The sequence below is a fragment of the Botrimarina sp. genome (genome assembly GCF_040219535.1).
In the GTDB taxonomy this organism is placed as follows: Bacteria; Planctomycetota; Planctomycetia; order Pirellulales; family Lacipirellulaceae; genus Botrimarina.
Map to the genome: position 1 here is coordinate 1 of NZ_JAVJSH010000003.1, position 25,389 is coordinate 25,389.

The 25,389-nt window shown below is 71.7% G+C and carries 20 protein-coding genes; 10 read left to right on the forward strand and 10 right to left on the reverse strand.

What is annotated here, in order from left to right; all coding sequences use genetic code 11:
• Positions 1–223: 223 nt before the first annotated feature.
• The 4 genes from RIC11_RS00645 to RIC11_RS00660 form a co-directional block, all read right to left on the reverse strand.
• Positions 224–517: a hypothetical protein gene (locus RIC11_RS00645; protein WP_350207887.1), complete on the reverse strand. Its 294-nt coding sequence runs from the start codon at positions 515–517 to the stop codon at positions 224–226.
• A gap of 106 nt (positions 518–623) precedes the next feature.
• On the reverse strand, positions 624–1,208 hold the full coding sequence (locus RIC11_RS00650; protein WP_350207888.1) for a hypothetical protein: 585 nt from the start codon (positions 1,206–1,208) through the stop codon (positions 624–626).
• Positions 1,209–1,790: 582 nt separating this feature from the next.
• Positions 1,791–3,674, reverse strand: coding sequence for a sulfatase-like hydrolase/transferase (locus RIC11_RS00655; protein ID WP_350207889.1), 1,884 nt, complete (start codon positions 3,672–3,674; stop codon positions 1,791–1,793).
• Positions 3,675–3,720: 46 nt separating this feature from the next.
• Complete coding sequence (locus tag RIC11_RS00660; protein WP_350207890.1) at positions 3,721–3,891, reverse strand: hypothetical protein; 171 nt, start codon at positions 3,889–3,891, stop codon at positions 3,721–3,723.
• 275 nt (positions 3,892–4,166) lie between these two features.
• Between RIC11_RS00660 and RIC11_RS00665 the strand changes: the two genes are divergently transcribed.
• Entirely contained in the window at positions 4,167–5,291 is a 1,125-nt protein-coding gene (locus tag RIC11_RS00665) for a sulfotransferase domain-containing protein (protein WP_350207891.1), read from the forward strand.
• 22 nt (positions 5,292–5,313) lie between these two features.
• Here RIC11_RS00665 and RIC11_RS00670 read toward each other — a convergent pair whose 3' ends face one another.
• The 3 genes from RIC11_RS00670 to RIC11_RS00680 form a co-directional block, all read right to left on the reverse strand.
• Positions 5,314–5,694 carry a response regulator transcription factor gene (locus RIC11_RS00670; RefSeq protein WP_350207892.1) on the reverse strand — a complete coding sequence of 127 codons (381 nt, stop codon included), beginning with the start codon at positions 5,692–5,694 and terminating at the stop codon, positions 5,314–5,316.
• Positions 5,695–5,838: 144 nt separating this feature from the next.
• Positions 5,839–6,990, reverse strand: a complete 1,152-nt coding sequence (locus RIC11_RS00675) for a UDP-N-acetylglucosamine--N-acetylmuramyl-(pentapeptide) pyrophosphoryl-undecaprenol N-acetylglucosamine transferase (RefSeq protein ID WP_350207893.1) — start codon at positions 6,988–6,990, stop codon at positions 5,839–5,841.
• A gap of 348 nt (positions 6,991–7,338) precedes the next feature.
• Positions 7,339–8,769: a hypothetical protein gene (locus tag RIC11_RS00680; RefSeq protein WP_350207894.1), complete on the reverse strand. Its 1,431-nt coding sequence runs from the start codon at positions 8,767–8,769 to the stop codon at positions 7,339–7,341.
• 295 nt (positions 8,770–9,064) lie between these two features.
• Between RIC11_RS00680 and RIC11_RS00685 the strand changes: the two genes are divergently transcribed.
• Both RIC11_RS00685 and RIC11_RS00690 read left to right on the forward strand, forming a co-directional pair.
• Positions 9,065–9,748 (forward strand): hypothetical protein, encoded by a 684-nt coding sequence (locus RIC11_RS00685; RefSeq protein ID WP_350207895.1) that lies wholly within the window; start codon positions 9,065–9,067, stop codon positions 9,746–9,748.
• A 76-nt stretch (positions 9,749–9,824) separates the two neighbouring features.
• Positions 9,825–10,628 (forward strand): hypothetical protein, encoded by an 804-nt coding sequence (locus tag RIC11_RS00690; protein WP_350207896.1) that lies wholly within the window; start codon positions 9,825–9,827, stop codon positions 10,626–10,628.
• A 27-nt stretch (positions 10,629–10,655) separates the two neighbouring features.
• Here RIC11_RS00690 and RIC11_RS00695 read toward each other — a convergent pair whose 3' ends face one another.
• On the reverse strand, positions 10,656–11,426 hold the full coding sequence (locus RIC11_RS00695) for a M78 family metallopeptidase domain-containing protein (RefSeq protein WP_350207897.1): 771 nt from the start codon (positions 11,424–11,426) through the stop codon (positions 10,656–10,658).
• Positions 11,427–11,656: 230 nt separating this feature from the next.
• On the opposite strand from RIC11_RS00695, the gene rimO reads away from it, so the two are divergent.
• The 6 genes from rimO (at position 11,657) to RIC11_RS00725 (ending at position 19,746) form a co-directional block, all read left to right on the forward strand.
• The gene (rimO, locus tag RIC11_RS00700) at positions 11,657–13,045 is read left to right on the forward strand and encodes a 30S ribosomal protein S12 methylthiotransferase RimO (RefSeq protein ID WP_350207898.1); all 1,389 of its coding nucleotides are present in this window, start codon (positions 11,657–11,659) and stop codon (positions 13,043–13,045) included.
• Positions 13,046–13,192: 147 nt separating this feature from the next.
• Complete coding sequence (gene pgsA, locus RIC11_RS00705; protein ID WP_350207899.1) at positions 13,193–13,786, forward strand: CDP-diacylglycerol--glycerol-3-phosphate 3-phosphatidyltransferase; 594 nt, start codon at positions 13,193–13,195, stop codon at positions 13,784–13,786.
• Positions 13,787–13,796: 10 nt separating this feature from the next.
• Positions 13,797–14,657: a CPBP family intramembrane glutamic endopeptidase gene (locus RIC11_RS00710; RefSeq protein ID WP_350207900.1), complete on the forward strand. Its 861-nt coding sequence runs from the start codon at positions 13,797–13,799 to the stop codon at positions 14,655–14,657.
• Complete coding sequence (locus RIC11_RS00715) at positions 14,654–14,992, forward strand: DUF167 domain-containing protein (RefSeq protein ID WP_350207901.1); 339 nt, start codon at positions 14,654–14,656, stop codon at positions 14,990–14,992. The genes RIC11_RS00710 and RIC11_RS00715 overlap by 4 nt, the downstream gene beginning before the upstream one ends.
• Before the next feature lie 160 nt (positions 14,993–15,152).
• Positions 15,153–16,454 (forward strand): efflux RND transporter periplasmic adaptor subunit, encoded by a 1,302-nt coding sequence (locus RIC11_RS00720; protein ID WP_350207902.1) that lies wholly within the window; start codon positions 15,153–15,155, stop codon positions 16,452–16,454.
• A gap of 25 nt (positions 16,455–16,479) precedes the next feature.
• Positions 16,480–19,746 carry an efflux RND transporter permease subunit gene (locus RIC11_RS00725; RefSeq protein ID WP_350207903.1) on the forward strand — a complete coding sequence of 1,089 codons (3,267 nt, stop codon included), beginning with the start codon at positions 16,480–16,482 and terminating at the stop codon, positions 19,744–19,746.
• Positions 19,747–19,837: 91 nt separating this feature from the next.
• Here the strand turns inward: RIC11_RS00725 and RIC11_RS00730 are convergent, their stop codons facing one another.
• Positions 19,838–22,777 carry a DUF4332 domain-containing protein gene (locus RIC11_RS00730; RefSeq protein WP_350207904.1) on the reverse strand — a complete coding sequence of 980 codons (2,940 nt, stop codon included), beginning with the start codon at positions 22,775–22,777 and terminating at the stop codon, positions 19,838–19,840.
• A 207-nt stretch (positions 22,778–22,984) separates the two neighbouring features.
• Positions 22,985–23,755, reverse strand: coding sequence for a GGDEF domain-containing protein (locus tag RIC11_RS00735; RefSeq protein ID WP_350207905.1), 771 nt, complete (start codon positions 23,753–23,755; stop codon positions 22,985–22,987).
• A gap of 421 nt (positions 23,756–24,176) precedes the next feature.
• On the opposite strand from RIC11_RS00735, the gene RIC11_RS00740 reads away from it, so the two are divergent.
• Positions 24,177–25,334, forward strand: a complete 1,158-nt coding sequence (locus RIC11_RS00740; protein ID WP_350207906.1) for a sugar transferase — start codon at positions 24,177–24,179, stop codon at positions 25,332–25,334.
• Positions 25,335–25,389: the final 55 nt, after the last annotated feature.

Genomic DNA, 25,389 nt, shown 5'->3' on the forward strand with positions numbered 1-25,389 from the left:
CGGCGTATCGCTTAGCGGCCGCGTGCGTCGGGAAGAGCCCCTGCGGCAAGTCGTCGCCGGGGAACAGGTGCAGCGTGACCAGAAAGCCACTGAGGCCGGTGTCGGCGGCCTTGGTAGTTCGGGTCGGTCTCTTAGCAACGGAAAGCATCGTCCTTACCTCCTGCGGCCCACAAAAAAGAAAGCCCACCTCGCGCCGCGGGCCGTTACGGCGCGGGCGAGCGGGTCAGTCGTCGTAGCGGGCGATCTCGGCGTCGGCGGCCTTCTTCTTCGCCTCGTGCTCCGCAGCGGCGAGCATGAACGCGATGAAGTCCGACCCCTGCACGTACTGACGACGGCCGAGGTTGAACCAGTCGGGCTTGATGCCCTCGGCGGCCAGAAGGGCCAGCCGCGTCGCGGAGATGCCCGACGCCTGAATGACGCCGGCTCGGGTGTAGACCACGCCGGGCTCGATGCCCGACGTGTTGGCCGCGTGGGCCGTGGGCCGGCCGGGGCCCTTCGTCCGCTTGAGAGTCTTCACGTCTCGCTCCGTTCAGGGGTTCGTGGTCGCCGCTTGTGGGCGGCTTCGAACAACGCTGAACGGAAGTTTGGTCGCTAGGTCGGGCCAACTTCGGGACAAGGTCGGGTCATTTTATGTCCCGAGTCGCGACGCGGAATCCGCGGTTGCGCGGGCCCTTCAGCACGAGTCCTTCGGGAATCAGCTCCTCGTTGGCGACGCGGGAGATATGCCTCTCCTTCCAAATCGTCGCGTCCGCCCACTCGTCCCGCGTGAACCAGCGGTGCTCATTGTCGGACGCGCACAGCTTCCGCAGAGCGTGGTACGCCCCGGCGGCGGTGTCGCTGACATTGTCGAGCGGGTCGCGTTCGGGCTTCTCGGACTCCCGCCTTACCCTATCCCGGAACCGCTCACGCTCAGCCCAGGCGCGGGCCTTGCGCACGACTTCGTCGGAACTCAGGCCGGTGGCGTCGAACTCGCAGATATCCGCCACAAAGACAAGCGTCTCGACCCACTCAGGCTCGGTGGTGAGGTCAGCCGAGTGAAGCCTCTCAAGCTGCTCGCAGACCGCCGCCGCGGCCTCGGCTCTGACCTCGGGTTTGTCCCACCATCCGGCGACCGCCTGGAGACGCGTCTGCGACTTAGCTAGCCCGCGTTGGAAATCTGGTCGTTTGAGCAGCTCCGCAAACAGCCCACGGTGAGTTTGGTCAGCCATCGTCCAACCCTCCTAACGCCAGCCCGGCCGCCACGCCCCGCCGGATTGGGAGCGGAACGCGGCGGCCATGGGGTAGCTACTCCCCGGCTGGCTAAGTGTTACCTGAAACGTTACCTAATCGCCGCCCGAACGCTTGTTCCGCCGGGCGACGTGTGCCCTAAACCTCGGGTTTTAATTCTAACAGCGTACAAAGGGAGGCGGGGGGCTCGATTCTGATTCCGTTAGTCGGGGTTCAAGTCCCTGATCCCCAGCTAGCGGCTCCGTCTCTGGGCGGTCTCGGCTTGGCTTCGCCAAGACCTCGCCGCGCGGGCCTCTCTTCGCGGTCTCGGCTTGGCTTCGCCAAGACCTCGCCGCGCGGGCTTTCTGTCGGGAGTCCCGCGTCGGGCGGCGCACCGCGTTATTGGCGCCGCCCCACCCTCGACCATCAAGCTCCGCCCCCCGCGCGTCCTACGGCCTACGGCCTGCAGCCTCTGGCCACCCGCCTGAGCCTCGGGCGTCAGCCCGGGGAGTGTCCCGGAGTCTTGTCGGCTCGCCGCTCCCCGGGCTGACGCCCTGGGGCTCTGAAGCGGCCCGTAAGGGGGCTCAAAACCCGTCGGCTGCGAAGGTTTGCGACGGGTCCAGCGGCTCGTCGGCGGCCTCCGTAAGGCCGGCGCCGGTCGAGCGGAGTCGCTCGATGGTCGACGCGAAGGCCGGGTCGTCGGCCAGGTTGACCCGCTCTTGTGGGTCGACGCGCAGGTCGAACAGCTCTCGCACCCCGTCGGCCCGCTCGATGAGCTTCAGCGGACCGCTGCGAACGCACCGCATCGGGCCGGCCGCCACGGGCGAGCGGCCGTGGCAGGGCGGGCAGCCGGCTTGGCTGGCGATCTCGGCGACGAACGCGGCGCTGGCCCGTCGGCCCTCCTCGCCCGTGCCCCGCACGAGGCCCGCGAAGGACGGTCCCGGAAATCGGTCGCCCGCCGCCGCGTCGATCAGGTCGCACACGGTCTGCGGCAGACCTGCGAGCGAGACCGGCGTGTCGACCCTGCGGCCTCCATCGACGCGGCCGGGCCACGCGACGATCAGCGGCACGCGGAGCAGCTCCTGATAGAGGCTGTTGCCGTGCAGGTACAAGTCGTGCTCGCCGAAGTGCTCGCCGTGGTCGGCGGTCACGATCACGCACGTGTTCGCCAGCTCGCCAGAGCGGTCGAGTTCGGCGAGCAAGCGGCCGAATTCGTGATCGAGCCCGCGGAGGCAGTCCTCGTAACACCCGCGCAGCGCCGCCAACTGCTGCGACTCGATCCACGCCTTCTCGGCCCACCACCAGTCGCGTAGCAGCCGCTTGGTCGGCCCGTCGAGCGGCGTCGAGCGGTACTCCGGCGGCGCGACGTACGGGTCGTGCGCGTCCCAGTAATTGACGAACGCGAAGTACGGCCGGTCGCCGCGATCAGCGACCCATCGCAACACAGAGCGGTTGATTTCAGGCGCCCGCTTGCGGCCGGGCAGGTCGTAGTAGCCGAGCTGCGCCGGCAAGGGCCCGAACATCAAGGCGCGGCCGATCGCTGTGCAGCGGGCGAAGTCGGCCAGCGAGTAGCGGTAGCCTTCGTAGCGGCCGAAGCCGCGGTCGAGGCCGGTCTCGGCGCTGCAATAGCGGACGTTGCCGACGAACGCGCCGGTCGCGTAGCCGAGCCCGGCGAGGGCCTCGGCGAGCGTCGGGTGGGCGTTGTCCAGCCGAGAGAACCAGTCGGCCGACAGCTCGTGCGGGGGCCGGCCGGTGAACATCCCCGCTTGCGAGGGCAGCGTCCACGGCGCGGTGGCCGACGCGTCGTCGAACACCACGCCGGCGGCGGCGAGGCGGGCCAGGTTGGGCGTTAAGCCTGCGTCGGCGCCGTAGACCGACAGCGCGTCGGCACGCACCGTGTCGAGCACCACGAGCAGCACGTTCGGCGCGTCGTCGGGCGCGGCGGGCGTGTCTGCCATCGCCGCGCGCGCGGGGCGTCGCTCGTGGGACACGACCGCCGCCGTAGCCACGAGGATTGTGGCCGCCATGCCGAGAGCCGAGCGGCCTGCCAACCGCTCGAGCGACGCCGCGTGCGGCTTCGCCGTGCGACCCGCCAAAGCGGACAGCCCGCCACAAAGCAGCAGCCGCGATGCGAAGTGCAATCCGGGTGCGGCCAGCAGCGACAAGTTCACCAGCGCGGCGAACGCGAAGCACGAAACGGCGACCGCCAGTGCGTCCGCCGGCGCTTTCCGCCGCGCGAATACCCAAACGATCGCCGCCAGTGCGAAGAACAAGGGGGCGAGCGCGGCAGGCGCCATCCACACGAAGTGCGGGTGCATGAAGGCCATCTCGCCCAGCACATAGCGCTTCACGCCCCAGTAGGCCGCTTCGACACCGCCGGTCGCGAGCGTGGCCCAAGCGGCGAGGACCAGGGCGGTCCGCGGCGTGAAAGCGAGCCCCCGGCGCAGTTCGACGCGCGTGTCGGACATGTCGGGTGCTGCTGGCTGGCGGGCAGGCGCTGGGGCGGTGGCGGCTCTAGCCGATGGTGTCGGCCGCCGAGTCGCCGCGGAGCTTCTTGGCAGCCCAGCCAACGGCGCCCCGCACCCTGCCCCAGAACATCATCGCCGCGCCGCCGATCGCCGCGAGCACCGAGGTCAGCGGCAGGATGGTCTCGGGGCCGATGTACGCGATCAAGAGCGAAGACATAGCGATTGCCGGTGAGCGGAACAGCCGTGCGGGGGCTCGGAGCGGGTTCGTCTACTGAGAACTTAGGTCGGCATTCGCGCCGGCCGCGCAGGTGAACCGGGCGTACGGCGCCCGTGGGCCCGGCCCATCGAGCGTCGATCGTCACCGCCGCTGCAACCGGCAAGACCGTTCGCCCGACGGGGGCCGTCGCCAGCGGTTTCGCCGGGCGTCGGGGGCGGTGCTACGTTTGCAGCGAAACGGCCTGACGTCGCAACCCGGTGTGCTTGCCCCCGCCAGTGGAAACCAGCATCTTCGCAGTCGCCGCTCTCGGGGCGGTCGCCCTCGTGCTGCTCGTGGTGGGGCAGGCGGTCTACTTGGCGTGTGTCGTGAGCTGGGCCGATCGCCGCACGGCCGGGATGGCGTACTGCGGCGCGCCGGCCGCCGAGCGCCGGCGGTTCAAGCGGCGGCTCGCGTGGCACGCGTGGGCGCTGTCGCCGTTGCTGAATTGGTTCGCGCTACAGAAGCGGTTCCGCTTCCGCGACGCGACGTTCTGCTACCGCGGCGTGCCCGGGCCGGCGGCGGGGTCTTGTTCACCCGAGACGTTCGAGGCCGCGACGCTTTACGAGCCCCGGGCCGACGACGTGTTCGTCGTCACGCAGATGCGCTCCGGCACGACCTGGATGCAGCACCTGGTCTTCCAGCTGCTCTCGCGCGGCGAGCGGGACCTGGCCGCCGAGCAGACGACGCTCAACGCCATCTCTCCTTGGCTGGAGTCCAACCGCACGGTCGGCGTGGCCGACGCGCCGCTTGTCGGCCAGTCACCGTGTGCTCGCATCATCAAGACCCACCTGCCGGCTTCGCTCTGCCCTTTCGACGCGCGGGCCAAGTACGTCTACGTGGTCCGCAGCCCGACGGGCTGTTTCGCTAGCTGCGTCGACTTCGTGCGCAACAACGCGGGGCGGTTTCGCGTCTCGCTGGAGGACGCGCTCGAGTGGTTCACGTCGGACGACCTGATGTGGTGGGGCGACTGGGTCGAGCACGTGGTGGGCTGGCGCGACCGGGCCGCGGAGTCGGACAACGTGCTGGTCGTGCGCTTCGAAGACATGCAGAGCGATCTGCCCGGCGTGGCCGCGCGCGTCGCCGGGTTCCTCGGGATCGCCGATCTAGACGACGCCGCTCTGGCCCGCTGCGTGGCCAGGTGCGGATTCGACTACATGAAGCGGAACGAGGACGTGTTCGAGATGCACCCGCCGCACCTGCTGCAACGGCCCGGCGGCTTCCTGGTGAGCGGCGTCGCCAAGCGACACGAAGCCGTGCCGGCCGCCCTCCGCGAGCGCCTGCTCGCCGGCCGCCGCGCGGAGCTCGCGCGCCGCGGCCGCTCGCTGGCAGACCTGTACCCCGAGCTGGCGTTCGACGCGTGACGCACCCCCGGGCGGGCCGCGTTCAGCCGAGCAGCCGCTTCACGCTGTCGATCAGCCGGTCCATCGGGAACGGCTTGCGGAGGTAGTCGTCCACGCCGAGCATCTCCGCGTAGGCCTTGTGGCGGTTCCCCTCGTTCGCGGTGATCATGATCACCGGCGGCGACTTGTCGTCCTTGGTCCGGCGCAGGCGCTCCAGGACGAGGAAGCCGGACCGCTTGGGCATCATCATGTCAAGGATCACCAGGTCCGGGTCCTCGCGCTCGGTGAGGGCCAGCCCCTGGTTGCCGTCCCGCGCGACGAGCACCTCCAAGCCGTTGGCCTCGAGCGCCAGGCGCAGGGACTCGACGATCTCGGCGTCGTCGTCGACGAGCAGCACTCGCTTCGTACCGGAAGCGGTCTTCATGACACGGTCTTAGGGCTGGCGCGGCAAAAACGTGGGGCGGGCGGGCCGGCGGTGGGGTCGCCGCTTGAGCCCGAATCTCTTGGGTATACCGACAAAGCGGTGGAATACCAGCCCCGCGCGGGCCGCGCGGCGGCGCCCGCCGGGCTACGCGGCCCGCCGCCGGCGCGGCGCCAGGGCGGCCGGCGCGGGCTCGATGCCCAGCGCCTCGCAGCAGGCGCCCGCTACCAGGTCGGCCGCGTCGGGCCGGGCGCGGCGCCGCATGCGGTCGGCTATCGCTTGCCGAGCCGCCGCGTCGGTCAGCAGCGTGCCGAGCGAGCGGGCGAGCGCCGCTGCGAAATCGCCCCGCTCGTCGACGCTTGGGCAACGGTACTCGATCGCCGCGGCCCGGGCGTTCGCGCCGTGCACGTCGTCGCGGCGGCGTGTGTCGGGCGCGAGCACGGCCGGCAGCCCCGCGAGGGCCAGCTCGGCGAGGGTCGATCCGGCCGGGCGGCACACGGCGAGCGAGGCGCTGGCCGCCAGGTCCGCCAGCTCGTCGATGTAGGTGACCACCACCGCGTCCACGCCCGCGGAGCGGTAGCGGGCCTCGGTATCGGCCAGCGCGCCGGCGCCGGTCTGGTGCACGACGCGCCAGCCCTCCAGGGCGGGCCCCAGCCGGCGCAGCGCATCGGGCGCGGAGTGGTTTAGCGAGCTGGCGCCGGCGGCGCCGCCGAGCACGATCAGCGTCGGCGCCGAGTCGCCACCGGTCACCGGCGGCGCGATCGAGGGCGCGGCGAAGCGTTCGAACCCCGGCCGCCCGACCCCGCCGGTCACGATCGCGCCGGTCGCCAGCGGCAGCCTCGCGCGGGTTTCTTCGAACGCCAGGCAAACGGCCTTGGCCGCCGCCGCGTGCCGCACCGTGGCAGCGGCCGGCAAGCAATCGGCCTCGACCAGCACCATCGGCACGCCCGACTGCCGCGCTGCCGCACAAACGGGGCCCGAGGTCGAGCCGCCGAGTGAGACCACCAGGTTGATGTCGAGCTCGCGGAGCAGCCAATGGGCTGCTGCCCAACCCGCGCTCCGCCGGAGCCACCTCAGCGGCGCGGTCGAGATCCGCTGGAGGGTGTCGTCGCCGGGCACGTGGGTGTAGCCGAGTCCCGCGCCGCGAGCGGTGTGGCGCTCGATGGCCCGGCCATCGCCGGCGATCGTGGCCCGCATCCCTGGCGCCCGCGCGGCCAAACGACTGGCGATCGTCAACGCCGGGTAGACGCAACCGAGCGACCCGCCGCCAGCAAACAGCACGTTGGGCCGAGGCGTCATGGGGAGGGATGAGGGACGGGGGACGGGGGACGGGGGACGGGGGACGGGGGACGGGGGACGGGGGGCTTCGGGCTTCGGGCTTCGGGCTTCGGGCTTCGGGCTTCGGGCCTCAAGCCTAACGCTGTGTCCGCTGGGCGCCGGGACGGCTTGTGACCATCCCGACGCCCAGCCGTAAGCTCCATCGTGAAGCTCCCGCCACGGCTCGGTTGACCCAGTAACCGATTCGCGGCGAGCGATTTAGGCTTCACCCCGGGGGGGGTAGCTGTGCGGACCCCGCAATCCACGACAGCCGACGATGAAACTTGGGATGTGTTGGTTGTGGTTTGGGTTGCTGTTTTTAGGTTCGGGCTAAGCCGCGGCGCGGTCGTCGTGCCGGAGGCGGCGGCGGAGCAGGTCGGCGGCCGTAGCGCGGTCGGCTTGGCGCCCGTCCGACTGGATCTCCGCGTCGACACAGCCGGCGATCACCACGGCTTCGCCGTCGTCCGCCAGGCCAAGCACGACCGCTAGCGCGGCCAAGCGGTCGTCGACCGGCGTGGTGTTTTCTGGGTAGGCCTCTTCGGGCAAGCGGGCGATCGCCGGCCCGTGCACCAGCACCCGGTCGGCCATCCGGCTGGCGACCGCGAGTTGCTCGCGCGCCACGCCGAGCGACGCCGACAGCCTCACCGCGGCCAGCACCCGCGGCGCGACCGACCCGGCGGCCTCCAGCGCGTCGGCCAGGTCGCCCGGCCGGACCGCCGTGTCGAGCCAAGCCGAGAAACGCTGCCCGCAAACGAGCGGCTCCATCGTGAGCGGCGTGGGCGGCGCGGCCTCCAGGCCGGTCGCCGCCTGCATAAGCGGTGTGCCGGACGCCAACGCGGCGGCCAGCGCGGCGGCCGCGTCGCGCCGGGCCGCGCGGCCGGGGGTGGGCAGTTGCACGCAGGCGCTCTCGGGGCCGAAGCAGAACAACAGCGACTGGCCGCCGCTGTGCTGCTCGAGCGCGGCGACCAGCAGGTCGGCGCCGCCGGACTCGCCGTAGGTGAGCACCGGGCCCCGGTGGTCTGCCGCCAAGCGGCACGCGTCGGGGTCGTCGGCGTTGATGACGAGCTGGGTCGCCGCGGTGATCGGCCCGAGCGCGGCGAGGACCGACTCGCGGTGGCTGTGGGGCGAGGGCCAAACACGTCGGCCGGCCGCGTCGAGCCCGTCGCATCGCAGCGTGGTCACGCACGCGAGCTGCGCGGGCTCCGCCGTGACGGCTTCGACGACCGGGATCGCTTGGTCGATCACGGCGCCCACGCCGCCCAGCCGGCAGCGCCGCATCCAGGCCTCCGGCCCACGCAACGAACGCGGCGCGCGGCGAACGCACTGCTCGCCGTCGTCTTCGAGGCTCTCGGTTCTCAGGCCGACCGGCCGACAGGCGGCGGCGTAGATCGCGGCCAGCAGCGTGGCCGACCGCTGCCCGCCGGACGCCCCGCCGACACGCATCACCCGCAGCGGGCTCGACGCTCTGGTTGTGTTCTGCTGAACCGCCGCCAACGCGGCCCGGGCGTCGCTCACGACGGCTTGCGGCGCCGCGAGACCGCGCACCGGGTGCTCGGTCACCACCGCGGCGGCGCCCCGTTCGGCGGCCAGCTCGATGCCCGCGAAGTCGAACTCGTCGGTGTGCACGTAGAGGTCGCCCGGCTCGACCGAAGCCGCCCGCAGCCGCACCGCCCCGACGGTCGGGTCCGCGTCGGCGGGCACGTAGCGCGCCCCGGGCAACAGGTCGCGGAGGCGCAGCGGCAGACCAGTGAAAGTTGGCACGTCGGTTTAGCTTCCTTGCCGAGTAGCCGGACGGCCCCTCCTTGGGCCGTTCCGAGCGGGCCGGATAGTTCAAGAATCGCCGCCGAGCGTCAAGGCGGTTCTGTGGGGCCGCCAGGGCCGCCACTGAAAAACCCCGCTGCTGCGCCTGCCTCGCGCCGATCCGCGAAGCGTCCCCGCGGATCCGGCCCCCGAGCGCGTGGTGATAGGATGCCGTACGGCCGCACAAAGCCCCGCGGGCACGCCTTGATGCTGCTAGCATGCAGCGGGGCGGTCTTCCTAGCCACCGAAGGATCTCATGCCACGGTTCCTCTGCGCCTTGCTCGCCACGGCGATCGCCGCTGGCGCCGCCGCGTCCGAGTCGCCCCCCTTGGAACCGATCGTCTTTGAATCGGCCCGCAGTCCGGGCGCGGCCTCGGGTATCCTCGGGCTCGGTATCAGCGATCAGTTTTGGCCGGGTCACCGCTTCTACCTCGACTCGCCGGTGCGGGTGAGCGGAGTGGGTGGCGGGATCACCAACGCCGAGTCGTCGTCGCTCACGGCATTCGCCGCGCTGGTGAGCCTGTCCGGGCCGCAGGATTTTCCCGACGCGCTCGATCTGGACGCCGGCGATCTCGTCGCCACGAGCCTGGTCGACTTGCCGGCGGGCATTTCGGCAGACGTGACCGTCCCGCTAGAAGCAGACCTCGAGCCGGGTTGGTACGCGCTCGTGTTCGGGTTCGACGCGTTCGGCGCATCGAACAAGCCGGACAACCCGGGGGTTTCGCTCCACTCCCACTTGGTCGACACGCAGCCCGACCAGAGTGCGTTCGTCGCCGTGCAAACCTTCTTGGGCGGCGAAGGGCTCTTCCATCGGTCGCCGCCGACGACCCTTATCCGAACGTTCGTTCGCGGCCGCGTGGTTCCGGAAGCGGCGTCTGGCGTGATGGCTGCGCTCGGCGTCGGGTTCGTCTGCTGCAAGCGGCGGATGCCGCGGCCTTGACGGCGGCAGCCGGCGTGGCGTCGGCGCGAGGGGTTTTGCTACTTTCCGGCCCCTATCCGGAGGACCAGGACGCGCCATGGAAGATCCGCTGCTGAACCCTGCTGGGCCCGACTGGCCCGGCCCGCCCCGAGTGCTCTGGGTCGGCCGCCCGACGGGCCCGGAGTTCGGGCCCTGCCTGCGGCTCGTGAGCGATCACGCGCACGTGCGTTGCGTGGACCGACCCGACGACGCGCTCGGCCGTTTGGCCGAGCCGCACGCATGGGACCTCACGGTGCTCGCGTGCCCGACGCCGCTCGACGACGCCGCGGCCGCCAGCCGATTGGCCGCCGCCGCGCCGGGCCGGTTCGTGCAACTGCTCGGCGCGTGGTGTGAGGGCGAGGGCCGCACGGGCCGCACGGCGGAGGGCGCCGAGCGGGTTTTCTGGCACGCTTGGCCGCTGTGGTGGCGAAACCGGTGGCGATCGCCGGCGGCGGATCAGGGGCCGGGCCGAACGTCGTTCTGCGTCGTGAGCCGCGACCCTGAATTGGCAGCGGGCGTCGGTTGGGCGCTCGCCGCGGAAGGCTTCGTTGTGGCCGCCGGCGAGCAAGAAGCCGACTTGCTCCTGCTGGACGCGATCCAGCTCGGCGGCCGCGAGGCGGACCGACTCGCCGCCGTTTGCCGCGCGGCCCGGCGCCGCGGGGCGCAGGTGATCTTGATGGTCGACTTCCCTCGCGCCGAGATCGTCGCGGCCGCGCGCCGCATTGGCGCCGCGGCGGTGGTGGGCAAGCCGGTCGACGCCGGCTTGCTGGCCCAAGCGGCTCGCGCGGCCATCGTCCGACCGGGTCGCGGTCCCCGGTTCGCCGACGCGACGACCCTGGTCCCGTTGCGCGCCGTAGCGTGAGGCCCGGTCGCCCCGAGCGCGAATCGGTCAGAGCCACACCGGCTCTTCGGCCTCCAGCAGCCCGATGGTGATCTCGCGGCGCCAGCCCGGCTCGTAGACCGGCCAGCACCGCACGCAAGCGATCCGCCGCGCCGCACGCGAGGGCACGTCGTCGAACCACACGGGGCGTTCCTCCTGCTGGGCCTGCCGTTGGCACTCGATCTCGGTCGGCGAGCGTGGCGGCGCCGGGCCGGGCAGGTTCCAGCCCCGCCACGCGACCCGGCCGTTGTCCGTGATCGTGACCACCATCGAGGCGGGCACGCACTCCAGCAGGCGGCGGGCGAGCAGCTCGTGGCTGGCGGTCGCGAAGACCGACTTGACCTCCAGCAGATCACCGCCCGACTCGCGCCACACGCCCACCAGCCACCGGCGCGGGGCGAGCAACCGCCCCGCCAACGCGTTGGCGATCGCCTCCCGCGCGCGGGGGCCGGCCTCGGCCGGTTCCACGCCGAGCATCTGGTACACGCGCACCGCGTGGGCCTCGCCGACCTCGTGCGCCACGGCGAAGTGGCGGCGTTCCTCGCGGCACTCGGGCGCCAAGGCGATGGTCTCGACCACGCCGCAGGGCGATTCGCTCGCCAGCCGGGCGAAGCGCGCCCTGGTGAGCATTCGGGCGTCGCTCACCACGGCGATGCCGAGCCGCTGTGCGACGCGGAACGCGTCGATCGGCGGCGCGCCGACGCCGGCCTCCCAGAGGAGGTCCTCGGCGCAGCGGTCGAGCGTGGCCAGGTACTCCTGCAGCGGCAACTCGGCGAGCATGGCGTGGGCCTCCGGGCGAGCGGCGGGTGAACTGTACGGGCGATCACTATAGCCAGCCGATCCGCCGATGCAAGCAAACTCCGCGTAATCGGCTGCGTCGTTTCTCGCTTCTTGCAGTGGGCGCGCGAAAAACCGCGCGTTTACGCCCCGCGAAGCCTTGCCGCCCGCCGCCCGGCGCAGCGAGAATGACGGGTTTGCCTGTTCCCCACCCGCGCCCAACGGCCAACGACTTGACCCAGACCTTTACCGACGACCTCCGCCAAGCCGACCGCGCGAAGGGGCGGTACGCGTTCATCAGCCTGGGGTGCCCGAAGAACACGGTCGACAGCGAGCGGATGCTCGGCCTGCTGAAGCTCGACGGCTACGACCTGGTCGGCGACCCGGCGGACGCGGACTTCGCGATCGTCAACACGTGCGGCTTCATCGAGGCCGCGCGGAACGAGTCGTTCGCCGCTATCGACGAGATGCTCGAGCTCAAGCGCCGCGGCGATTTGCGCGGCGTGATCGTCAGCGGCTGCCTGGCCGAGCGCCAGCGCGAGGCCTTGCTAGAGCACCGGCCGGACATCGACCACCTGGTCGGCGTGTTCGGCCGCGACGAGGTGACGAAGGTCGCCGACCGCTTGCTCGGCGGCCTGGAGGAACAACGCCTGGTCTTCCGCCCGGCGCCGGCCAAGCCGTTGGAGGACACCAGCCGGCTGCGGATCACGCCGGCCCACTTCGCGTACCTGAAGATCAGCGAGGGGTGCGACCGCCTGTGCACGTTCTGCGCGATCCCCAAGATGCGCGGCAAGCACGCGACCAAGCCGATCGACGAGGTCGTCGCCGAGGCCCAGCAGCTGGCCGCCGACGGCGTGCGCGAGCTGGTCGTTGTCGCGCAAGACACGACCTACTACGGCATGGACCTGTACGGCGAGCCCCGGCTGGTCGAGCTGCTCACCGAGCTGGAGAAGGTCGAGGGACTCGACTGGGTCCGGCTGATGTACCTGTACCCGATGTACTTCGGCGACGACCTGATCGACTTCATCGCCCGCAGCGAGAAGATCCTGCCGTACCTCGACATGCCGCTGCAGCACGCGAGCGACCGGATGCTCAAGCGGATGCAGCGTCGCGTGGCGAGCGGGCCCACACGCGAGCTCGTGCACAAGCTGCGCGAGCGGATCCCGGGGCTGGTGCTGCGCACGACTTTCATCACCGGCTTCCCCGGCGAGACCGACGCGGACTTCGCCGAGCTGTGCGAGTTTGTCGAGGAGTTCCGCTTCGAGCGGCTGGGCGTGTTCACCTACTCACTCGAGCCCGACACGCCGGCCGCGCGGCTGCCGAACCACCTGCCCGACGACCTGAAGACCGAGCGTCGCGACCACTTGATGGCCATCCAGCAGCGCATCGCGTTCGAGTGGGCGGACAGCCGAGTCGGTCGGCGGATGCCGGTCTTGATCGACGGGGCCATCCCCGGCGAGTCGACCGCGTGGATCGGCCGCACCACCGCCGACGCGCCGGACGTCGATTGCGTCGCCTACGTGACCGGCGAGGGCCTCAAGCCGGGGGACCTGGTCGACTGCGAGGTCGTCGCGCGGAACGACTACGACCTGGTGGCCGTCGCCTTGGGCGAGCCGCATTGAAAGTGAGCCGCAGATGGACGCAGATCGACACGGATGTCGTCCGCTGAAACAAATCAACCGGCTCACGCGGGTGTCCTGCTGAGCCGCTCGATGAGAACCTGTTTGCGGCATCCGAGTTCATCTGCGTTCATCTGTGGCTAAGTGGTAATGGCTGACGAAACGCCGCTCGGCTCGCTGAGCGATCCGCCCAACGCGATCACCACGGCCCGGCTGGCGGTGACCCTCGCGTGCTTCGTCTGCCTGTCGCTGGGTTGGTTCCGTGCGGCGCTGGTGCTCTTTGTGCTCGCCGCGGCGACCGACTGGGCCGACGGCTATTGGGCGCGGCGGTGGGGGCCGATCACGAAGCTCGGCCGCGTGCTCGACCCGATGGCCGACAAGCTGCTCATCTGTGGCGCGTTCACCTACCTGGCGGCGATCCCCGGCTCGCGGGTCGCGCCGTGGATGGCGGTGGTCGTCTTCGCGCGCGAGCTGCTCGTGACCACGCTCCGCGCGATGGTCGAGGGCGCGGGCGGGGACTTCTCGGCTGTGTGGATCGGCAAGTGGAAGTTCGCGTTGCAGGTGGTCTCGGCCGCGCTGTGCTTGCTCTTCGTGTCGCCGTGGCGGACGGCCGGCTGGCCGACCCCCGGCTCGCTCGCGACCGGTGTGGTCGACTTTTTCCTGTGGGCGATGGTCGCGATCACGGTTTACTCCGGCGTGACCTACACCCGCTCGGCTATCGCCGCGTTGCGCGGCGCACCCTGACAGGAAAACCGTGCCAGACGACTTCGCGCCGCCGCTGTGGCTTGGTTGCTTAGCGCTGGGTGTGCTCGGCTTGGGGGTGGCGGTCTGGTCCGCGGTGTACTGGCGTTTCATGCGCGGGTCGGCGCCGCTCGCTCGGCGGCGGCTGCGGCGCCCGCCGTGGGGCTGGGAGGGGGCCATCTTGGCCGGCCTGTACCTGTTCTCGGCGGTGTTCGCGGCGCTCTCCGCCGGACCGGCCCCCGCCGATGAAGCCGAGCCGATAGCGATGGACCTGGAGCTGGTCGCGTCGCAACTGGCCATCATGACGCTCTTCTCCGCGACGGCGCTCGCCTTGATCGTGGCGCGACACCGCCCGCGGAAACTCACGCTGCGCGACTTTGGGTTGGGCTGGGGCGCCACGCGGACCGCGGGCGACATCGCGACGGGCGTCGCCGCGGCGGCCGCCATGCTGCCGCTGGTGTACGCGGTGAACCTCGCGATGGTGCTGATCACCGGCGACCGCACGCCCCACCCCGCGATCGAGAGCCTGATGGGCGACCCGACCGGCCACACGCTGCTCGCCACCGCGATCCTCGCGGTGGTCGCAGCGCCGCTCTTCGAGGAGTTCGCGTTCCGCGTTCTGTTGCAGGGCGGCCTGCAGCGCGTGGCCGGCAAGCACGCGTGGTGGCCGGTGGCGGCCAGCGCCGTGGCGTTCGGCCTGGCCCACGCGGGCCACGGCGTGGCGCCGGTCGCGATTGTGGTGCTCGCCCTGGGCCTCGGTTACGTGTACCGGCAGACGCACAGCTTCGCCGCGGTCGTCGCGATGCACATGGCGTTCAACAGCGTGTCGCTCTCGGTCGCGTACGCGGCGCTGCGCGCCGGGGCGGAGCTTTGAGCGTCGACGGCCCCTACAGCGGCGAGCTCGACGCGGCCATCCGGGCAAGCCGCGACCGAGTGACCCTCCGCGTGTGGGCGAAGCCCGGCGCCAGCCGCGATGGGCTCGTCGGCGTCCGCAACGGGCACGTCGAGGTCGCCGTCACGGCCCCGGCGGATCGCGGGAAAGCGAACGCCGCGATCGCCGCCCTGCTGGCGCGTGTGCTGCGGGTCAGCCGAGGGGACATCGCTCTGGTAGCGGGCCCGACCAGCCGGCGGAAACTCTTCGCCATCGACGGCGTACAAGGGGACGATGTCCGGGCCGCATTGGGTCAGGGCCTCCCGCCCCGCGGATAACCCCCGATGGGGGGCCGCGCCGGTGCGACCCCGCGTCGCGTTGCTGGATCGGCGATTGGCCCCTACGATCCACCATTCGGCCACCCCCCGCCCGGCGCCCCTCCTTTCCCGCCACCAGCCACCAGCCACCAGCCACCAGCCATCCAAGCGTAGCGTCCCCATGACGAAGTTCCTCGCCCGCGTGGGGCGGTACGCGGTACTGATCGGCCTGACGGTAGCGGCGAGCGTCGTGATGTGGTGGGTCAGCCGCAAGAACGACACGGCCGCCGACTTGGTCGAAGCCACGCCGGTGGCCGCCACGCCGCTCGCCGCGCAGCCCCGCGTGCCGGTGCTGGCCGAGCCGCTCGAGGCCCAGTGGCGCGACGTGGTCGTTCGCTACAGCGGCAAGATCCAGGCCTGGGAGACTTACTCCCTAGGCTTCGAGGTGGGCGGCCGCGTCGCTTCGCTGGGCGAGAACCAGAGCGGCGAGCCGCTAGACGACGGCGACCGCGTCGAGGCCGGCCAGACCCTCGCGCGCCTGGACGACACCGTGCTCCGCGCGCGGGTCGCCGAGGCGGTCGCCAACTTCGAGATGGCCGCGGCCGACGTGAGCCGCGCCCGCCGCGTCCGCGAGGTGAGCCCCAGCGCGATCACCGAGGCCGAATACCAGCTCGAGTTGACCGAGCGCGCCCAGGCCCGGGCCGCGCAGCAGATCGCCGAGAAGAACCTGATCGACGCGACGCTCGTGTCGCCCGTCGCCGGGACGATCGCGCGGCGGCTGGTCGAACCCGGCGAGTCGATAAACGCCAACGAGACGGTGTTCGAGATCGTCGAGAACGACCGCTTGCGCCTGGTGGTCAACGTGCCGGAGGCCCGCGTCCGCGAACTGGAGCTCCGCCGGCGGGCCGTCGCCCAGGCGCGGCGCGCCGGCGCGGCCAGCGACGACCCCGAGAGCGCCGTGTTCCGCGCCCACGTGCGTTTGGAAGGGGACGACCTGTTCGGGATGCCGTGGCCGTCGATCGACGCCGAGGTGCACCGCATCGCCGAGCGGGCCGACGACGTGAGCGGCCTCTTCGAGGTCGAGGTCGAGATCGACAACTCGCAGCGGCTGCTCCGCCCCGGGATGGTGGCCACGGCCGAGATCGTCACCGACCGCGTGTACGCGTACGCGGCGCCGGAGCCGGCCGTGCTGTTCCGCGAGGACGCGACCTACGCGTTCACGGTCGAGTCGGTCGACGCCGCGTTGCCGGTCATGTTCTGGGAGGTCGGCGGCGCCACGCTCTACCGAGCCAAGCGGTTCGAGCTTTCGCGGTGGATCGACCAGGGCGACACCGTGCTCATCCCGGCCGATGGGCTCGACCTGTCGGCGATCGTCACCCGCGGCCAGCAACGCCTGCGCGACGGCCAGCTCGTCCGGATCGTGGGGCGGTCGTCGGACGACGCCGAGCAGCTCAGCCGCACCCCCCAACCGGTCGCCCGCTGACACGCGGCCCCCCGCCGCGCGAGCCATGAAGATCAGCAACGCCGCCATCGAACGCCCCCGCCTGGTCCTGATCGGGACCGCGTTGACGCTGTTGGTGGCGCTCTTCGCGGCGATCTCGACCCCCGTGCAGCTCGGCCCGGCGATCACCAAGGCGGTCGTCCTCGTGGCGATCCCCTACCCGGACGCGAAGCCGACCGAGACCGAGAACGAGATCATCCGCAAGGTCGAGGACGCGCTCACCGACCTCGAGGCGGTCGACTTCATCGCGTCGACCAGCATGCGCGGCTCCGGCGTGACCCAGGTCGTGTTCCTCGACGGCGTCACGCCGGCCGAGGCGCGCCGCGAGGTGAAGGACCTGGTCGACCGCATCCGCAACGAGCTGCCCGCGGGCCGCGAGGTCCAGCCGTTCATCACGGACGTCGACTTCGAGAACCTGCCGCTGATGCTGCTGAACATCCGCGCGCCGGAGGGCTTCGACGAGCGCGCGCTGAAGCAGATCGCCGAGGACGTGCAGGACCAGATCGAGACCGTGGCCGGCGTGAGCAACACCCAGCTGTTCGGCGGCAAGGAGCGCGAGATCCAGGTCAACATCGACCCCGACTTGGCGGCCGAGTACGGCGTGACCCTCGCCGAGCTGCGGCAGGCGCTCGCCGCTTTCCACGCGGAGCTGCCTGCCGGCTCGTTCGAGACCCGCGACTTCAACCGCTCGGTCCGCAACGAGACCAAGCTCCGCAACGTCGACGACATCGCCGAGGCGGTCGTCCGCTCCGAGGGGGGGCGGGTCATCCGCGTGAAGGACGTGGCCGAGGTCGTCGACGGCTACCGCCGCGTGCTCAACGCGGCCGAGTTCGACGGCCAGCCGGGCGCCACGCTGATCGTCAACAAAGAGTCCGGCATCAACACGCTCGGCGCCGCCCGGTCGGTCAAGGCGATGGTCGCCAACCTCCGCGAGCAGTACCCCGGCTTCCGCTTCGACACCACCCGCGACTCCTCGGCGGAGATCTGGGTCATGTTCCGCGTGCTGGGGTCCAGCGCGATCTTCGGCGCGGCCCTGGTGCTGGTGATCCTCGCTTGGACCATGGGCCTGCGGATCGCCACGCTCGTGATCATGGCGATCCCCTGCAGCATGGCCGTCGCGCTGGCGTTCCTGTACGCGACCGGCGTGCCGGTGTCGAACATGGTCGTGTTCAGCTTCATCCTCGTGCTCGGCATGGTGGTCGACGGCGCGATCATCGTCGCGGAGAACATCCACCGCCACATCGAGCGGGGCGAGGACCCCGTCGACGCGGCCAAGATCGGCATCGAGGAAGTCGGCGTGCCGGTGATCGCCGCCGACCTGACGACCATCGCCGCGTTCCTACCCATGCTCTTGGTCCCCGGCATCATGGGCGACTTCATGGGGGTGATGCCCAAGGTCGTCACCGCCGCGCTGGCCGGCTCGATCCTCGTCGACCACTTCCTGATCCCCACGCTCGCCGCCCGGTGGTACCGCCGGCGCGAGGTCCCGCCGGAGCTGGCCGGCCGCTCCGGCGCCGAGGCGATGCGCGTCCGCCCGAAGCTCGACCCGTTCACCCGAGCGTACGCGGCCATGCTGCGGTTCTGCCTGCACCACCGCGCGCTGGTGCTGGTGTGGGTGGTGCTCGCGGTGCTGGGCACGAGGACGCTGGTCGGCTACCTGGGGTTCAACTTCTTCCCGACCAGCGACCGCGGACAGTTCATCGTCAAGTACGAGCTGCCGCTGGGGTACAGCATCGACCAGACGCTCGCCGCCGCGGACGTGATCACCGAGCCGCTGGAGCGCTGGCGGGAGACCGGCGCGTTGCAGCACTACGTTACCTCGGTCGGCTCCAGCGGCGCGCTGGCCATGCGTGTCGACGAGGACGCCGCCGCCGGGCCCGAGTTCGGCCAGGTCCAGGTGCAGATGCTGCCGCCGATGGACCGCAACGTGTCGCAGACCGAGGTCATCAATTACCTGCGCGAGAACATCAAGCCGCTGCCCGGCATGAAGTTCAGCGTCGAAGAGATCGAGGACGGCCCCCCCGGCGGAGCGAAGGTCTCGGTGCGGCTGACCGGCAAGAACCTGGAGCAACTGGGCGAGGTGGCCGAGCGTGTGGCCGCGCGGCTCAAGAACATCAGCGGCACGGTCGACGTGTCGACCGACTACCGCCCCGACACGCCGGAGCTCGTCATCGAGCCGAAGTCCGACGTGATCGGCCTGTTCGGCATGACCGACGCGCAGGTCGCCGAAGCGGTGCAAATCGCCATCGCCGGCGACAACCGCATCCAGGTCACCCTCGACGACGAGGACGTCGACCTCCGCATCCAGCTCGCCCCCGAGCACCAACGCACGCCCGCCGAGCTGGGCCGGCTGATGCTGACCGGCGCCGGCGGGCAGAAGACGACCATCCGCACCGTGGCCGACCTGCGCCGCGAGACCGGCCTGTTCAGCATCAACCGCTACGACCGCAACCGCGCCGTCGTGGCCAAGTGCGACGTCGACGAGTCGACTTCCGCCGCCGACGTGTTCGAGGTCCTCGCCAAGGAGGTCCTCCCCGAACTCGGCTTCCGCCCCGCCGAGGGCGCGGAGAAGACCATCGAGGGCTTCAGCAAGGCCTACTTCGGCGAGCCGGCCACCCTCGCCGAAGGCCTGCAGGCCGAGTTCACCGGCGAGAACGACGAGCGCGACAAGAACTTCGGCTACCTGCTCCGCAGCATGGTCATCGCCGTGGTGCTGATCGCCGCGATCCTCGCCATCCAGTTCAACAGCTTCCGCCAGAGCCTGATCGTCATGGCCGCGGTGCCGCTGTCGTTCATCGGCGTGGGACTGGGCATGTGGGCGTGCGGGTTCCCCTTCAGCCTGGCCACGTTCATCGGCTTGGTGAGCCTCACCGGCATCGTCGTCAACGACGCGATCGTCCTCGTGGACTTCGCCAACCAGGCCCGCGCCCGCGGCGCCGGCGTGCAGCACGCGATCATGGAGGCCGGAATCAACCGGCTGCGGCCGGTCATGCTGACCACGCTCACCACCTGCGGCGGCCTGCTGCCGCTGCTGCTGAACGTGTCGGGCGGGGCCGAGTTCTGGCAGCCGCTGACCGGCGCGGTGGTGTTCGGCCTGGCGTTCGCCACGCTGCTCACGCTGGTCGTGATCCCGTGCTGCTACAGCCTGGCCTACGTGCGGCCGCGGCTGAGCGAGGTCGTCACGTTCGCGGCGTTCACTGCGCTGCTGTTCGTCGTGCTCCCGGCGATCGAGAGCGGCGTCGTCGCGGCGGCCCGATCGCTGGGCTGGGCGTGACCACGAGGAGCGGAACGCGTCCGCACCACCTGCCCGCACCGCGCGCCAGGACCCGCACGCACGCACGAAGCCAGCCGAGCGGCCGCTCGGCTCACGCGGCGCCCACCGCGCGGCGCTGCCGCGCGCCGCGGACCCACTCGGTCACCTCCGCCAGGTCGGGGCGCTCGGCGCCACGGAGCACCCTCTGGCCCTCGCGCGAGTCGCAGAACGGGTCGACGAACTCGAGCAACTCGGCGGGCTTCATGCCGGCGATCTCCTCGGGCGCGGTGAAGCCGCAGCCGACGAGGATCTGCGCGTCGTGGCCGCGGAGGCCGGGCACGCGGCACATCAGGCCCGCTTGGTGTTGCCAGGCCACGACCCGCGCGGTGTCCACGCGTGGGTGGTCCAATCGTTCGGCGATCTCCTCGGGGTCGCCCTCGAGCAACTGTGCGACCGTGCGGACCCCGATCGCCCGCAGCTGGTCGGCGCGCTTCGGGCCGATCGACGGCGCGGCTTCGATGTCGCTTTCTTGTTCGAGGTAGAACCGCATCCGCCGTTTCGCGGTGTCGGCCGGCCGCGGCTGCTCGCGACGCGGCGGCCGTTGCTCTGCTCGAGCGGGCGCCGGCGCCCCGTCGGCCGCGACCTTGCGGCGAGCGTTGTCGCGGATCCGTTCGCGCCGCTCGTCGCGGTTGCGGCGCCAGGAGTCGGCCCAGCGGCTGTCCCGCCAACGCCCGACGGCGCCTCGGGCGCTGTCGATCCACGCCAGTGCAACGGCGGCGGCCTCCCCGTTGTCGACGCCCCGGCGGCGCAGCGCGTCGGCCACGCGGTCGGCGTCGGCCGACGCGAGCTCCTCGACCGACAACACGCCGCACTCGACCAACAGCTTGGCCTCGCTCAGCTCGAGCCGCGGCGTGAACGCCACCAAGGCCGCGTGCGCCTGCCAAAGCGCCACGAGCTCGGCCGTGACGCCATCGACGGCCATCTCTTCGGCGACCGCGCTGGGGTCGGCGCCCAGCAGGTCGCCCACCGTGCGCACCCGCGCTCTGCCGAAGGCCACGGCGCGGTCGGGCAGCGGCACGGGGAACCGCTCGATCGGGTCTTCGGGGTCCAACAGGCAAGGCCGGGTGAACGACTCTTCTTGTTCCACAACACGCGGGGGCGCCTCGCCGCGCGGCTCGGCTAGGGCCTCACCCTCCGTGATCCGCCGGACCGACACACCCAGGCTCACGAGCCGCTGGAGGCCCGGACCATCGGTCGTGAACAGCAGGACCTGTCTGCCGCGACGCGCGTAGTCGTCCAGGCACGTGGCGAGGTTGGCGGCCGCACGCTCGTCGAGCGAAGCGAACGGCTGGTCGAGCACCAGCGGCAACGGCGCGCCCGCCGCGTGGGCCGCGTCGGCCAGCGCCAGCCGCAGCGCCCAAACCACCAGCCGGCGTGCCGGCGCGGACACGTCGCGTTGCGCGTGCACCCGGCCGCTGCGGTCGCGTAGCTCGACACGACGGCCCCCCGGCGCGAGCCGCAGCTCGGTCCACTCGCCGTCGGAGAGCCGCGCGAGCACCTCCGACGCCCGGAGCGACTCGCCCTCGGCCCAGCCGCCGGCGGCGGCCCCGTCGATCCGTGCTTGCACGCGGTCCAGCTCGCGGCGCCAGGCCTCCAGGAGCGAGTCGTCGAGCAGCCGCCGGCGTCGCTCGAGCGCGTCGTCGTGCGAGCGCTGGGTCGAGTCGAGCGCGGCCTCGGCCTCGGCGAGCTCGTCCGACCAGCGACGCAGCTGCCGCCGGTCGTCGCCGCTGTCGGCCTCCTCCGGCGGCGCCCCGTCGTCGCGGCTCATCCGCGCGCGGGTGCTCCGCCACAGCGTCTGCCGACGCTGCAGCAGGTGGTCGAGCTGCCGGCGGAGCTCGGTCTGCGACCGCTCGAGCTGGTGCGCCTCGCCGAGCAGGTCCTGGATACGCTGCGCGTCGTCCTGCTGGGCGACGAGGCGACCGAGTTCCGCCACGTGCCGGCCGAGGGTCTCAACCAGCGGGTTGAGCCGCGCGTGTGCGTCGGAGCACAGACACTCGGGCGAGCCGCCCGCGCGGGCGAACCGCGCGACCTCCGCCTCGAGGTCGGCCACCAAGCGGGTCGCCACCGCGACCGACGCGCGTTGATCGGCCAGCAACAGCTGCGGCGCCGTGTCGTCCGGGTGCAGGCGCGAAAGCTCGCTGCGCACGCACGACTCGCGCCGCTCGAGCTCCGCGAGCGTGGCCCGCCAGCGCGCGACCTCCTCGTCGAGCTCCTCGACACGCGGGGCCCATTGGTCCTGGGCGTGCCGGCCGGAGGCCTCGGCCGCCAGGCGCGAGGCCTCTTCGTACCGGCGCCGAGCGCCCTCCGTGGTCAGGCGCTGGGTCAAGCCGTCCACTCGGCGGCGGAGCTCGTCGACCTCTTGCGCGAGCGCGGCGCGCTGCCGCTCCCACTCTTCGATCTGCTCGTCGAGCTGCGCGCTCTCGCGCCGGCGGTCGGCGAGCGTGGCCTCGATCCGCGCGACCAGCTCGTCGCGTTCGTTGAGCAAGCTCTTGGCTGCGCTGCTCGTAGTGCGGCCCGCGGCCGAAGCCCGACGCGGCCGGCGCTCCGCCAGCCGCGTGTACGCCTGGGCGACGTCGTCGCCGAGCAGCCGGTCCAGCGCGGCGGGCTCGTCGGCCGAGGCGAAGAAGACCGCGGCGATCACCGGCGGCGGCACGATCGATTGCCAGTCGCTCGGCCCCGGCGGGGGCGCGTCGGCCGGCCGCGGGCCGGCCAGAGCCATCGACAGCCGAGGGCCACCGGCGCCGCCGGAGCGTCGCAGCTTTAGGTCGCCGTGCCGTGTCGCGATCCGCGCGACGCCCTCGCCGAGGTCGGGCCACCTCGGGTCGCTCGCGCCCAGCAGCAGCTCGGCCAACAGCCCCGCGAAGGCGGCGGAGTCGTCGCGGTCCCGGACGCGGTAACAAGCCAGGCCGTCGCCGACGGCGCCCAGCGACAAACGCTCGACCGCATCGCGACCGGGAGTCGGGCGCGAGACCGACGCTTCGATAATCCTCATCGCACTCCCTTCCCTAGGAACACGCTCGCGGCGATCGCCGCCGCCCCGCTCGGGCCGTGCGGCTCGTTTGACAGCCCGTGAAACTAGCGAAGTTCGGGCGGATCGGCAACGTCGGGCGTGGCGGCGGAGGCTCTCGACACGCGGGAGGCGCCTGCCACAGCGCTGCCGATCACCTCATCCCGCAACCCGACGTCCGAACTCCGCATTTCATTGCCCCGCCCTGACCCGGTCGCTCCCGCGTTTGTCGCGGTACATCGCGGCGTCGGCCGCTGAGATCATCGCCTGCGGCGTGTCGAAAGAATCGCCGGAGAAGGCCACGCCGATGCTGACGCCCAGCGGCCCGGCGGCGTCGTGGCAAGCGAGCGGGGCTCGGACCCCTTCGGTTAGCCGGCGGCGGATCGGCTCGCACTGGGCCGGCTGGGTCACGCCCGCGAGCAACACGACGAACTCGTCGCCGCCGAAGCGGCCGACGACGTCGCCCCCGCGGGTCGCACGCAGCAGCCGACCGCCGACCTCGGCCAGGCAGGCGTCGCCGACGAGGTGGCCGTGGCGGTCGTTGACGAGCTTGAAGTCATCCAGGTCGAGGAACGCCAGAGCGAACGGCTCGGCGACGCGGTTCGCGAACCACCGGTCGAGGGTGTGCATCAGCGCCGCGCGGCTCAGCACGGCGGTTAGCGCGTCCGTTTGCGGTTCGCCCGCCGCCCCCGGCGCGGGCCGCGGGGTGAACTCGAGCAGCCACGCCTGGCCGTGCTCCGGCAAGCTGACGCGCTGCGCGGCCGCGTTCGGCCCCAGGCGTTTAGGGTCGGACACCAAGAGGCCGACCAACTCGTCGGTCGACACGCCGAGCGACGCGGCCGCCTCGATGAACGACTGGTTGCACCACAAGCGACCACCCGACAGAGTCGCCAGCGCAAGCGGCGTGCGCGCGAGGTTGGCCGCCTCGGCGGCGATCGGCGAGCAATCGAGGGAGGGGGGCATATCGGCGGCGGCGCGGCGCTGGTCGGGGTCCGGATCGCGCTTCGGAAAGCGGAGCGACACGTGCGGCGTTTGGCGCCCAAGCCGCGCGTTGTTAATCGCAAAATCCGCAACTTCCGACTCGACATCGGATACCCGACAAGTATAGTCGGCCCGCTGGGCGTGTGCCGCGTTCGGCCCGCCAGCGCCCCCCCACCACCATGCCGCACGGCCGGACAAACCCGACCCGGCGGCGCCCGCCAGCCACCGCCCCCCCCTGCCGCGGTCCGCGTCGATGAGCACCTAGCTGCGTGCAGAGGACGCCGGCGTCTGTTGCCGGTCGGAAAACAAGGACGGCTGTGTCAGGGAAGAGCGGAGTCGCGCCGGTCGGGGCCCTTTCCTCGTGGCGGTGGCTCACGTTGGTTCTGTCGCCGATCGAGAAAACATGCTTGGATTCGTGCGTCCGCTGATCGGCCGATCGGCATCGGCGCCCCGCCGTGCGCCGGAGGAACCGTTCTTCTTATCGGCGAAGCAGTTCGAACTGGCGGCGACCGGCGAACGGATGCGTGTCGACCGGAACGGGTCGGTCCTCTCGCTGCTGGTCATCCGCCTGTCGCCGAGCAAGAGTTCCAACGCCGACGTGCGCGACCTCGAAGCGCGGCTCGCCGCGCGGCTGCGATTGACCGACACCGCCGGTTGGCTGCGCGACGGGCGACTCGGCCTGCTCCTGCCGGACACGCCCGAGTCCGGCGCGTGGAAGGTGGCGGCCGACATCTGCGACGCGTACGACGCCGGCGCCGACCGGCCCGACTGCGAGGTGGTGCTCTACCCCGAAGGGGGCCGCCGCCGGCGGCCGGAGGCCTCCGACCAGCCCGCCGGCGAAACGCCGACCGTGGCCGGCCGCCCGGCCCACGCCGACTCGGCCGCCGAGGCCCTCGCGCCGCACGACGACAGGGCTGTCGTCGATGGCGCGCCGGGCGCCGCCCTCGACGCGGTGCTCGCCGCGCCGCTCCCGGCGTGGAAGCGGGCGTTCGACATCGTCGGCGCGTCGATCGGGTTGGTGGTCGCGGCGCCGGTGATCGTGGCCGCCGCGGTCGCGGTGCGGCTCACGTCGCCGGGCCCGTCGCTGTTCGTCCAAGAGCGCGAAGGCCTCGGCGGCAAGCGGTTTCGGATCTACAAGCTGCGCACGATGCGCACCGACGCCGAACGCTTGAAGCGGCAGCTCCGCGCCCTCAACGAGCAAGACGGGCCCGCCTTTAAGATCGCCGACGACCCGCGTGTCACGCCGTTCGGCCGGCTGCTGCGGCGGACCAGTCTCGACGAGTTGCCGCAGCTCTGGAACGTGCTGCGTGGCGACATGTCGCTAGTCGGCCCCCGCCCGCTACCGATCGACGAGTCGCTCGCATGCCAGCCGTGGCAACGCCGCCGGTTGCACGTCACGCCCGGCCTGACCTGCACCTGGCAGGTCTACGGGCGAAATGTGGTGCCCTTCGACGAGTGGATTAGGATGGACCTCGACTACGCCCGCCGCCGCAGCCCGTGGCTCGACCTGGTGCTCGTCGCGCGCACGTGCCCGTCGCTGCTGCGCCTGAACGGAAGGTGAGCGGTGGAAGCGGCCGCTCGCGCGTCGCGCCGGCCGGGCCGCTCCTTCTCGCCTC